Below are 12,100 nucleotides of genomic sequence, written 5' to 3' on the forward strand. Positions count from 1 at the left end.
CATGGAACTGCACAACTACCGTATAACTGCCTTCTGCACCATCCGCGGTCGCTCCATCCGGGTAAATGGCAAGGAATTCTTAGGTGCCGACCCGTCGACCCCATTAGGCGATTTCCTCAAGTTGGCCTATAGGAAGCTGGCTATCGATTATCCGAAATTCCATAAGATGGACGGCCTCTGCAAAGCCATTTTCATCGCTACCGAGCTCATTGCCCGCGAATCGGGGCGGTATAAGCACCATACGGCATTGATCTTCGCCAACCGGTCGTCGAGCTACATCTCAGACGCCCGGCATGCCCACGATATTTTCCGGGCCGACAACCCTGTGGCCAGTCCGGCAACATTCGTCTATACCCTGCCCAATATTGCCATGGGCGAAATCAGTATCCGACACCAATTGCAAAGCGAGAATGTTTTCTTTATTTTTGACCGCTATTTGCCCGAATTCCTGGTGCCTTACGCAAATGCGACATTGGATAACCAGCAGGCGGATGCAAGTGCCCTTTGTGGGTGGACAGAAATAACGGAAGGGCAGTGTGACCTGTTGTTATACCATATCGGCACCTCGGGCAGCCAAACACACAGCATAGAGTATTTGAAAAGATTATATAACGAAGAAGATGAGTGAACTGACACAAGAGCTGAAAGCCAAAATCATTGCGCAATTGAATCTGGAAGACCTGACCGTGGCCGACTTGGATGATAATACGCCCCTCTTCGGCGATGGGCTCGGGCTGGATTCCATCGACGCACTGGAGCTCATCGTGATGCTGGACAAAAGCTATGGCATCAAGCTTTCGGATCCAAAAGAGGGGCGCAAAGTTTTTGAAACCATCCAAACCATGGCCGACTTTATTGAGGCCAACCGGACATGAGCACGCCTACCCGGGTTGCCGTTACTGGAATGGGTGCCATTTCGGCCATCGGGATGGATGTGCCGGCCAACTACCGTTCGCTGCAAGCATCGCGCCACGGGATAGGCCCTATCCAACTGCTCGATTCAGCCCATTGCGGCAACCTGCTGGTCGGTGAGGTGGGCATCACCAACGACGAGCTGGCCCAACGGCTGGAAATCCCTGCCGGAGAAGCTTATACACGCACCACATTGCTGGCACTGATCGCCGCAAAAGAAGCTATTGCCGGAATCGGCTTGGCCGACGGCAAGCGGACCGGGCTCATCTCCGCTACCACTGTGGGCGGCATGGATGCTACCGAACGTTATTACGACGATTACCTCGTGGTAGAAACACATCGGCATTTTATCCCAACTCATCCCTGCGGCTACGCTACAGAGCAGATGGCCCACTATCTTGGGGTAACTGACTACGTAACTACCATCAGCACCGCATGCTCGTCGGCCGCCAACGCCATCATGCTGGGGGCGCGGATGATCAAAGCCGGACTGCTCGATCGTGCCATTGTGGGCGGTACCGATTGCCTGTCGCGCTTCACCATCAATGGGTTCAATTCCCTCATGATATATACCGACGGCCATTGCCGTCCATTCGACGAGCAACGCAACGGATTGAACCTCGGCGAAGCCGCCGCATACTTGGTGCTGGAACGCGCAGATGCGGCATCAAAAGCACCAATAGCCTACCTTACCGGTTACGGCCACGCCAACGACGCGTTTCACCAAACCGCATCGTCGGATAACGGTGACGGGGCATACCTTGCCATGAAGCAGGCGTTGGAAGTAGCCGGAATGGAAGCCGCCGCCATAAGCTACGTCAACGCACATGGAACCGCCACGCCGAACAACGACCTGGCAGAAGGGCAGGCCCTTCTCCGTATCTATGGCACAGCAGCATCGATTCCACCATTTAGCTCCACAAAGGCGTTTACAGGCCATACGCTGGCCGCCGCCGGGGCAATCGAGGCGGTTTTCTCCATCCTGGCACTGCAGCACCAGGAAATATTTGCCAATTTGAACTTTTCGCAGCCCATTGAAGCTCTAGGCATTGTGCCACAGACTACACTGCTCCCTGCCGAAATCAACCATGTGCTATCCAATTCGTTCGGATTCGGGGGTAACTGCAGCTCCCTGCTATTTTCAAATGCCCATGATTAAGCCCCTCTACATCCATGGTATGGCCGGTATCTCCATCCAGCCAACCACCGAACCTGGTTATTTTTTCGACCGCATAGTGTCGTATGCACAAAACCCCATACCCGCACGCGACCCCGACTATAAAGCACTCATCCCGCCACTGCAACTACGCCGTATGAACAAGAGCATGCGGATGGCAATATTCACGTCGCAACGGGCCCTGCAGCAAGCAGGGAGGACAACAATCGATGCTGTCATCACCGGCACAGGACTGGGCTGCCTCCGCGACTCGGAGCGCTTTGTGGAAGCGATACTGGCCGATGAGGGCCAATCACTTAACCCCACACCGTTCATCCAGTCTACCCATAACATGGCAGCAGCGGCTATCGCACTAGCCCTTAAATGTAACGGGTATAACATGACCTATGTGAACAATGCCAATTCATTCGAATCGGCATTGCTCGACGGGATGATATACTTGAGCGAACATCCCGACAAGACCATCTTACTTGGCGCCGTAGACGAACTCGGTGAGCGAACTACTACGTTTTGGGACATGGCCGGCTACCTCAAGCGCAACGAACCCACTGTGCCGACACCCTTGGCGGCGGGCGCCACCACAGGTGAAATCGCAGCAGAGGGTTCTACGTTTTTTGTGGCATCACAGCGTCCGGTTCCATCGTCATTAGGCAAAGTGGTAGCCGTTGAAACATGCCTGGAAACCGATGATAGCACAATACTCATAACGCGCTTTCTTCAAAAACATGGTCTGGATACCAGCGCGATTGATGGTGTACTGATGGGATACAACGGCGACTCGCGTTATGACAGTCTTTACCACGAAGTGACCAACGCCCAGTTTGCGGGAATACCGTGCGTGGGGTTCAAACATGTGTTGGGCGAGTACGATACGGTGATCGCCGCGGCACTGGCATTGAGTATACAGATCCTCCACGAGCAACATATTCCACCGGCATTGCTCGTCAGCGGACCACAGCCACAGCAGCTCTCACGCCTACTCATCTACACCCAACGGCGGGGGAAGAATCACGGCTTGGTACTAGTAGAGCGATAACATGCGAAAATTGTAACAAACCGCACTGTTTATCATCCAAGAATGGTAAACTTGCAATATTATCCAACGGATAAACACATTAATATTACTGTCACCATCATCTAGCACAATGAATAAAATCGCTATCCTTTCCACATTTTTGGGCATATCGCTTTGCATAGGCAACATTGCCATGGCCCAGAACAGGATTGAATTCAAGGAATTCAAATTAGACAACGGTCTTACCGTATTGATGCACCGCGACAACACCACCCCTATTGTGGCCGTATCGGTGATGTACCACGTGGGCTCGAAAAATGAAAACCCCGAGCGTACTGGATTTGCACATTTCTTCGAACACCTGCTCTTCGAGGGTACCGAAAACATCGGCCGGGGCGAGTACATGAAAAAAATCGAATCCATCGGCGGCACACTCAACGCGTACACGACACAGGACGTGACCTATTACCACGAAGTGGTTCCGGCAAATTACCTCGAAACCGCCCTATATATGGAGAGTGAGCGGATGCTGCACGCCAAAATAGATACCGTGGGCGTAGAGACCCAGCGCAGCGTGGTAAAAGAGGAAATGCGGCAGCGCGTAGACAACCAGCCATATGGTACCATCTTGCAGGAAACATTCAAACGGACGCATTTGGTACACCCCTACCGGTGGTCGGTTATCGGTTCACTCGACCACCTGAACGCTGCAACGCTCGATGAGTTCATGCAATTTTACAGAACCTATTACGTTCCGGACAATGCTGTCCTTTCTATCGCAGGCGATATCGACTACGACCAGACGGAACAATGGATACGTATGTATTTCTCCGAGATACCAACGGGTATCGGCACAATTAACCGCCCAGACGTGACGGAGCCCCGGCGCACTGACGAAACTCGCGACATCGTCTATGACAACATCCAGCTGCCCGCTGTTATCCAAGCATATAACCTGCCGCCGAAAAAGCATAAAGACAGCCATGCACTGAGCATGCTCTCCACTTACCTTACCGGCGGAAAGAGCTCACTCCTTACCAAAGAGATCGTGGATAAACAACAAAAGGCAGTTGCGATAGCCGCATTCCCACTCGACTTGGAAGACGGCGGCGTATTCCTGCTATACGGAATTGCCAACATGGGTGTATCGGCCGATTCATTGGAGTATGCCATCGACCAGCAATTGGCCAAGGTAATCGCCAACGGAATATCCGAAGACGATTTCCAAAAGCTACTGGCACAGGTTGAAAATGCGGTAGTAAGCCGCCAGGCTTCTGTTGCCGGCATAGCCGAAAGCCTAGCGGAAGCAAAAATCTTTTTCGGTGATGCCAATGAGGTAAATAGGGAGATGGACAAATACAACGCGGTATCGCGCGCGGATATCCACCGCGTAGCCCAAGAATACCTTGGCAAAGACGGGCGGGTGGTACTGTATTACCTACCTAAACCTGCCGATGCCGAATAATGAATAACGTCTAACTGCTCAAACGATGACGATAAATAAGATAACAATGAATAAGATCAGCATATTTCTTTTCCTGGCCTGTTGCGGTATATCATCCACTTTTGCACAAATAGATCGCAGTAAATACCCCGAGCCGGGGCCGGCCCCAGAGATCAACATCGGTATTCCCGCTACCTTCACATTGCCCAATGGGTTGAAGGTGTTTGTAGTAGAGAACCACAAGCTGCCACGTGTGACGTATTCGTTGGTATTAGACCGCGACCCGATTTTAGAAGGTGACAAGGCAGGGCTAACCACATTCGTAGGCGAAATGCTCATGGGTGGCACAACCACGAGAAGTAAGGACGAGCTCGACGAGGCCATTGACCGCATCGGTGCCCGTATAGGTGCATCGTCTACCTCGGCAAATGCGTCGTCGCTCAAAAAATACAACGACCAGTTGCTGGAGCTTTTCGCAGACGTCCTGTTCAACCCTGCTTTTCCCCAATCCGAGTTGGATAAGCAAAAAAAGCAAGCCATCTCCGGTTTAGCTGCCGCCAAAGAAAACCCCAATAGCATCGTAAGGGTGGTGCGGAATGCGGTAATGTACGGCAAAGACCACCCTTATGGTGAAACGGAAACCGAAAAGACCGTGGAAAACGTACAGCTGGAGGATATCAAAAACTATTACGACACCTATTTCAAACCGAATATTGCCTATTTGGCCATCGTGGGCGACATCACTGCATCGGAAGCCAAGGCGTTGGTAACGAAATATTTTTCGGATTGGAAACGCGGTGACGTGCCGAGCCACGAGTGGTCAACGCCACAGGTGCCGGTCGGGAACAAGGTAGTCCTTGTAAACCGTCCAACCAGTGCCCAATCGGTTATCAATGTAGGGTACCCCCTGCAGCTGAAACCCAACAACCCGGATGTCATCGCCGTCTCGGTGGTAGCCGAGATACTCGGTGGCGGTGCTTCTTCAAGGCTTTTCCAAAACCTGCGTGAAGACAAAGGTTACACGTATGGTGCCTACGGCAGCATCACCCCGGATAAGCTGGTAGCTGTGCTAAATACCAGTGCCAGTGTACGAAATGCGGTAACCGATAGCGCTACGCATGAGCTTATCAATGAGCTGACACGCATCGGGGAACGTACCATTACCCCGGAAGAACTCGATCTGGCCAAAGCATCCCTAGCCGGGAGCTTCGGGCGGTCGCTGGAACAACCCGCTACCATCGCCCGGTTTGCCATCAATACCGAGCTCCAGCAGCTACCCAAAGATTACTACCAGAATTACCTGAAAAACCTGGATGCTTTGACACTAGACCAGATCAATGCCGTCGCTACCAATTACGTGCACGGGGATAACCTGCAAATAACCATTGTAGGCAAGACCGACGATTTCGCTGATCAGATGGCTCGGTTCGGTGCTGTGCAATACTACACTGTAACAGGTGATCCAGAAGTGAAGATGGAAATCACCGACGCGGATATCACCGCGGCAGGGGTAATCGATACATACCTCGACGCCATCGGCGGAAAGGAAAAATTGGCCGCGGTCAACACCATCAAAACGGTGAGCGAGGCCGAGATCCAGGGAATGGCAATTACGATAGAACAATTGGTGGATAAAAACAAAGGGGTTGCGGTACAGAACACGAAATTAGGTCCGCAGGTACTATCCAAGGTGGTGGTTACCCCTGCTAAAGTTACCGTTACCGCCCAAGGGCAATCACAAGAACTGCCGGCGGAAGCTGCTGCAGCATACCAATCGCTATTGGAGATTTTCCCCGAACTCACATATGGAGAAGACGATGTGGCACTCGAACTGGATGGGATTACAAAAGTAAACGACGAGGATGCCTACAAAGTAAAGGTGACCCAGGGGCCAAATACGTCCACCGTTTATTTCAGTGTATCATCAGGACTCAAACTGAAAACCGAAAGTGAGCTTTCGGGTGAAATTACCATCGAGCAATATGGCACTTACGACGGCATACAGCTGCCCGAAACCGTTTCGATTGTCAATAAAATGGTTCCCATGCCACTGAAGGCAGTGACCAAAGCGGTAGTGATCAACGGTGAAATCAGTGACGAAGAATTGCAATAGGGCAACTTAGAAACGAATGAATTCGTCAATCTGTTCGTTGGTGAACCGGAGCGTGTCTTCGCGGTAAAGATTACCCTGTTCGTCTAGCTCCTGGAAGATATGGGGAATGTGTATGCGTAAGGGCAGTACATTCAAACGCACATAATGGCATACACCCGTGAAGTGGTCAACACCGCGCACATTCCCATATTTACCGCTAGACAGTCCTACCAATGCTGCTTTCTTATTGAAAAAGCTATTGGGAAACTGGCAGGCATCCACGAAAGTCTTCAATATTCCGGGGAAGCTGCCGTTGTATTCAGGGATTATAAAAATAAATTTTTCGGTGGCCGTAACCTGGTCTTGGTAGGGCTGGAATGCGGCACTACGGTTTTTATACATCGTGGCCGTAATGAAATCGGCTGACACATCGGCGAGCGAAAGAATCTGTGCGGCTACACCCCGTTCGGTAAGTTTTTGCTGATAATAAGTGGCGAGTTTAAACGTATTACTATGTGGACGGTTCGTACCGGATATGATGGTTACCATAAGAGATTAAATTAAAAAAGCGTATCTTAGCCCGTCGCTTTCGCAGTTGCTTAAATGCCCAAAAGTACGAATTAATGGATACTTTTGGGGCGCGAAACAAAAAGAGCGCTAATTTTTCATCACCCATGGGTAAAATCATTGCAATAGCTAATCAAAAAGGAGGAGTGGGTAAAACAACTACCTCCATCAATCTGGCGGCCAGCTTGGCCGTACTGGAGTATAAAACACTGTTGGTAGATGCCGACCCGCAGGCCAACTCAACATCGGGTATCGGTTTTGACCCGCGCACGGTCAAAGCCAGCATATACGAGTGCCTCGTAAATGATCTCAGCCCACGTGAGGCCATCCAACATACCGATACGCCCTATCTCGACCTGCTCCCTGCCCATATCGACCTGGTGGGGGCCGAGATCGAGATGATCAACCTGCATGAGCGGGAATATAAAATGCGGCGTATTTTGGATGAAGTGAAAGATGAGTATGATTTCATCGTGATCGACTGCTCACCTTCTTTGGGCCTCATCACCATCAATGCCCTCTCGGCGTCCGACTCGGTCATCATCCCCGTACAATGTGAGTATTTTGCATTAGAAGGTTTAGGGAAGCTACTCAACACCATCAAAATCGTACAGAACAGGCTCAATACTGCCCTGGAAATCGAAGGTATCCTCCTCACCATGTATGATGTGCGGTTGCGGCTCTCCAACCAAGTGGTGGAGGAAGTACGATCGCACTTCAACGAACTTGTGTTTGATACCATCATCCAGCGCAACACACGGTTGAGTGAGGCTCCAAGTTTCGGGATCGCTGTCATCATGCATGATGCCAATTGCAAAGGAGCGATTAATTACCTGAACCTGGCACGGGAAATACTCCAGAAAAACAACCTTATCAAGGAAGAGGCAGAACACGTAAGCGTATAGTAGACCATGGCAGCACAACAACGGAAAATAGGTTTGGGCAAGGGATTAAGTGCATTACTCGACGACTCGGCGGAGGGTGTAAGCCAACCTGCCGGCAGCGTGGGCGGCATGCGGGATCGGCCCATGGCCGGCATGAGCCATATCCAGATCTCGCAGATTACCGTTAACCCCTTCCAGCCGCGTACGGATTTCGACGAGGAAGCGCTTCGTGAGCTGGCCGACTCAATCAAGCTCCAAGGGCTCATCCAGCCCATTACCGTGCGGGAGGCCGAGCGCGGGGGGAACTACCAACTTATCAGTGGGGAACGCCGTCTCCGTGCCGCCAAACTCGCCGGCCTGACGGAGATCCCGGCTTATGTGCGTACAGCCAACGATCAGCAGATGTTGGAAATGGCGCTCATTGAAAACATCCAGCGCGAAAACCTCAATGCCATGGAAGTGGCACTGAGCTTCCAACGGATGATTGAAGAATGTAACCTCAAACAGGAGGAGCTCGGCGAACGCGTGAGCAAAAACCGATCTACAGTAACCAACTACCTCCGGCTACTGAAGCTTCCGCCCGTCATACAGGCGGCCATCCGCGACGGACAACTCAGTATGGGCCACGCACGCGCGTTGATCAACGTGCCCGAAATCGACAAGCAGCTATACATCTTCCGTGAAATTGTGAAAAAGGGGCTTTCCGTAAGGAAAACGGAAGAGCTGGTGCGTGGCATACAACAGCAAGGCCACCGCGGGGCTGCCCAAAGCCCGAAGTCCACACCACTGTCTTTCCAATACCAAAAGGTGGAGGACGACCTAGCGTCGAAATTTTCAACACGGGTTAGGTTAAAAGTTGCCAATAAAAAGGGTAAGGGAGCCATCGAAATCCCTTTCCACTCTGAAGATGACCTGAATCGGATTCTCGAATTATTGGACTGGTGATGAATCGACTGATTATTATCTTGCTATTGGCAACGGGGGTTTGGGGCACGCTCCAAGCACAAGAGCCCGATAGCCTAAAGCGCGATAGTATTCCTAAAGTTACCGACAGTCTAACCACATCCGCTACCGATACGCTTGCCGACGAGACCCGGAGGGAGAGGCGGCAACGGGAAAAACGTGAACGTGAGGCCGATGAGCAGCTTCAGGTCGTATTCAAGGACTCTGCCCGGTTGGCGCTAGAAGAGTTATCAAACCGGCCCTGGAAGCGCTCGTTGATGGTGCCCGGCTGGGGGCAGATTACCAATGGTGGTTGGTGGTGGCTCAAAGTTCCGGTCATCTATGGCGGTTTTGTGAGTGCCGTATTGGTTTTCGAATTCAACAACCGATATTACCACGATATCCTAGGTGAAGTGCAATATCGTGTAAATAACAACCACGCTATCCCTCCAAACACAAAATACCCGCAGCTTGGCGCTGGCAGCCAGATTACAGACTATATGATCTCTGCGAAAGATTTTTACCGCCGTAACCGCGACCTCACGGTATTGGTAACGATTGGATGGTGGGGGCTTCAGGCTGTGGAGGCCTACGTCAACTCGATGCTGAAAAACCGCTGGGAAATCGGGGATGATCTCGCATTCAACATCGGGCCAACACTTTTGGTTACACCCGGCTCCGCTTGGGCTTACCAATCCCAACCCTATACGGTAGGGGTGAAGATAAATGTCAGGTTTTAGACAGTGAATGGACAAGATACAGGAAACAATAGATTGGACTTACGACTAAATTTCGAAATACTAAAGACTTACGACCAACATGAACATCGCATTACTCGGATATGGCAAAATGGGGCAGCTTATCGAGCGTTTTGCCCAGAAGCGTGGCCATCGCATCCAACTTATCGTGGATGAAAACAATCGTGAACAAATCACTGCTGCCGACTTAGATGAAATAGACGTAGCCATTGATTTTAGCAGGCCAGAGGCCGCTGTGGACAATATAGATTTATGTTTCGATGCCGATATACCCATCGTGGTAGGCACCACAGGTTGGTACGACCAGTTAGAAGCCGTCAAAACCCGATGCCTGGCTGGTAACAAAACGTTGCTTTATGGCTCTAACTTCAGTATAGGAGTCAACGTGTTTTTCCACATCAACAAATTGCTCGCAGCGGCGATGAACCCTTACAAGCAATACGATGTGCAGGTGGAGGAGATCCACCATACCCAGAAATTGGATGCTCCAAGCGGCACGGCAATTACCATTGCCGAAGGGATCATTGGCCAAATCGGTGCCAAAACGTCGTGGATAAACAACTTGGTTGGTGAAGGTGAAGAGGCTGTTCCGAAGGCAAATGAGCTACTCATCGAGAGCCACCGCATCGACGAAGTTCCGGGCACGCATACAGTGCTCTACAGTTCGGAGGTAGACCAGATCGAATTCAAGCATACCGCCCATAGCCGGGCGGGCTTCGCGCTGGGTGCCGTAGCAGCGGCCGAATGGATACAGGGCCGCTCCGGGTTTTATGAAGTGACCGAAATGTTTAACTTTGGCGGGCGTATATTATAACTTGCAAATAATCGTATAACGAACAAAACCTCACATATGGGATATATTGTCTTTGCCATCATCCTCGTCCTTATCCATTTCGGACTTTGGAAGCTTTTCGTAAAAGCTGGCCGTAAGGGCTGGGAATCACTCATACCCATTTACAGAGAATACGTAATCACCAAGATAACGGGGCACCCCGGTTGGTGGATTGCATTGCTACTCATTCCTATTGTAAATATCTTCATCTTTTACGGACTGTACCTCGATTTGGTGAAATGCTTCGGTAAGCGACGGTTTTGGGAATATGCGGCTACCGTTATCTTACCATTCGTAGTGCTTCCGTGGTGGGGCAATGACCCCAAGGTGGTTTACCTGGGTAGGTCGGCCACCGCCGAGTTCAAAGAGAAATACCCTTACAAAAAAACCGTTGCACGGGAGTGGGCAGATGCAATTGTGTTTGCGGTGGTAGCAGCGACGTTGATTAGGGGCTTCCTCATCGAGGCCTATATGATCCCTACCGGCTCCATGGAAAAAAGCCTGCTCGTGGGCGACTTCCTATTTGTGAGTAAACTGAATTACGGCCCCCGGGTACCGATGACCCCGGTGGCATTCCCTTTCGCCCACCACACCATGCCGATTATCGGGGGGAAAGCATACTGGGAGGGAATAAAAATCGGATATAAACGCCTACCTGGCTTCCAGGATATCGAGCGCAACGATGTGGTTGTGTTCAACTATCCCATGGAGGCCGACCCACCATTCAGCCGACCCATCGACAAACGGGAGAACTACATCAAGCGTGCTGTGGGGATACCGGGCGACACGATTTCATTGCGTGGAGCGGACCTATACGTCAATGGAGAGCCTGGATTCAAACCGCCGCACAGCCAGATGGATTATTACGTCTATACCGATGGTACCGGGCTGAACCCACAGCGGCTAACGGACATGCGTATCGAATCAAACCCCTACGCACGCGAACCCTATCAGCTTTTCCTCACCGACAAGGCATACGAGGAGGTAAAAAGCTGGGCAAATGTGACCAAGATCGTACCCAATATCAGGCATCAGGATGCCAACGAGTCGGGAATATTCCCGAATAACCCACTGTACCATTGGAACATCGATAATTTCGGACCGTTGATCATCCCTAAAAAGGGCTGGACCGTTACGCTAGACAGCCTGACATTCCCGTTATACGAACGCGCCATCCGGGTTTATGAAGGGAACGAATTGGAAAGCCGCGATGACGGCATATACCTCAACGGTAACAAGGCCGACAGCTACACTTTCAATATGGACTACTATTGGATGATGGGTGATAACCGCCACAATTCAGAAGATGCACGCACGTGGGGCTTCGTACCCGAAGACCATATCGTAGGCAAGGCGCTGTTTGTATGGCTCAGCTGGGACGAAAAAGGCACTTTCTTCGACAAAATACGGTGGAACCGCATTTTTATGGGCATTAAATAGTCATCCCTTAAATTCTGTACAACACACTAACAGTCAG

Annotated in this window: 12 protein-coding genes; 11 read left to right on the top strand and 1 reads right to left on the bottom strand. The window is 51.1% G+C overall.

Translation table 11 applies throughout. The features are described 5' to 3' along the window. Nucleotide 1 precedes the first annotated feature (1 nt). The 6 genes from NGM62_RS08980 (at nucleotide 2) to NGM62_RS09005 (ending at nucleotide 6,661) form a co-directional block, all read left to right on the top strand. Entirely contained in the window at nucleotides 2-628 is a 627-nt protein-coding gene (locus tag NGM62_RS08980; protein ID WP_262247275.1) for a hypothetical protein, read from the top strand. Then, entirely contained in the window at nucleotides 621-875 is a 255-nt protein-coding gene (locus NGM62_RS08985) for a phosphopantetheine-binding protein (RefSeq protein WP_262247277.1), read from the top strand. The genes NGM62_RS08980 and NGM62_RS08985 overlap by 8 nt, the downstream gene beginning before the upstream one ends. After that, complete coding sequence (locus NGM62_RS08990; RefSeq protein ID WP_262247279.1) at nucleotides 872-2,071, top strand: beta-ketoacyl-[acyl-carrier-protein] synthase family protein; 1,200 nt, start codon at nucleotides 872-874, stop codon at nucleotides 2,069-2,071. The genes NGM62_RS08985 and NGM62_RS08990 overlap by 4 nt, the downstream gene beginning before the upstream one ends. Continuing rightward, nucleotides 2,064-3,125 (top strand): beta-ketoacyl synthase chain length factor, encoded by a 1,062-nt coding sequence (locus NGM62_RS08995; protein WP_262247281.1) that lies wholly within the window; start codon nucleotides 2,064-2,066, stop codon nucleotides 3,123-3,125. The genes NGM62_RS08990 and NGM62_RS08995 overlap by 8 nt, the downstream gene beginning before the upstream one ends. Before the next feature lie 109 nt (nucleotides 3,126-3,234). Beyond that, nucleotides 3,235-4,569, top strand: coding sequence for a M16 family metallopeptidase (locus NGM62_RS09000; RefSeq protein ID WP_262247282.1), 1,335 nt, complete (start codon nucleotides 3,235-3,237; stop codon nucleotides 4,567-4,569). A gap of 46 nt (nucleotides 4,570-4,615) precedes the next feature. After that, on the top strand, nucleotides 4,616-6,661 hold the full coding sequence (locus NGM62_RS09005; protein WP_262247284.1) for a M16 family metallopeptidase: 2,046 nt from the start codon (nucleotides 4,616-4,618) through the stop codon (nucleotides 6,659-6,661). Between the two features lie 6 nt (nucleotides 6,662-6,667). Here the strand turns inward: NGM62_RS09005 and NGM62_RS09010 are convergent, their stop codons facing one another. Then, nucleotides 6,668-7,189 (bottom strand): NADPH-dependent FMN reductase, encoded by a 522-nt coding sequence (locus tag NGM62_RS09010; RefSeq protein WP_262247286.1) that lies wholly within the window; start codon nucleotides 7,187-7,189, stop codon nucleotides 6,668-6,670. Between the two features lie 125 nt (nucleotides 7,190-7,314). Between NGM62_RS09010 and NGM62_RS09015 the strand changes: the two genes are divergently transcribed. The 5 genes from NGM62_RS09015 (at nucleotide 7,315) to lepB (ending at nucleotide 12,063) form a co-directional block, all read left to right on the top strand. Further along, entirely contained in the window at nucleotides 7,315-8,112 is a 798-nt protein-coding gene (locus tag NGM62_RS09015; protein WP_262247287.1) for a ParA family protein, read from the top strand. A gap of 6 nt (nucleotides 8,113-8,118) precedes the next feature. Beyond that, the gene (locus tag NGM62_RS09020; RefSeq protein WP_262247288.1) at nucleotides 8,119-9,036 is read left to right on the top strand and encodes a ParB/RepB/Spo0J family partition protein; all 918 of its coding nucleotides are present in this window, start codon (nucleotides 8,119-8,121) and stop codon (nucleotides 9,034-9,036) included. Continuing rightward, nucleotides 9,036-9,773, top strand: coding sequence for a DUF5683 domain-containing protein (locus NGM62_RS09025; protein WP_262247289.1), 738 nt, complete (start codon nucleotides 9,036-9,038; stop codon nucleotides 9,771-9,773). The genes NGM62_RS09020 and NGM62_RS09025 overlap by 1 nt, the downstream gene beginning before the upstream one ends. A gap of 79 nt (nucleotides 9,774-9,852) precedes the next feature. Further along, nucleotides 9,853-10,605, top strand: coding sequence for a 4-hydroxy-tetrahydrodipicolinate reductase (gene dapB, locus NGM62_RS09030; RefSeq protein ID WP_262247291.1), 753 nt, complete (start codon nucleotides 9,853-9,855; stop codon nucleotides 10,603-10,605). A 36-nt stretch (nucleotides 10,606-10,641) separates the two neighbouring features. Further along, nucleotides 10,642-12,063 carry a signal peptidase I gene (lepB, locus tag NGM62_RS09035; protein ID WP_262247293.1) on the top strand — a complete coding sequence of 474 codons (1,422 nt, stop codon included), beginning with the start codon at nucleotides 10,642-10,644 and terminating at the stop codon, nucleotides 12,061-12,063. Nucleotides 12,064-12,100: the final 37 nt, after the last annotated feature.

Origin of the sequence: Parapedobacter soli (assembly GCF_025460835.1) — a bacterium.
GTDB classification, from domain to species: domain Bacteria; phylum Bacteroidota; class Bacteroidia; order Sphingobacteriales; family Sphingobacteriaceae; genus Parapedobacter; species Parapedobacter soli.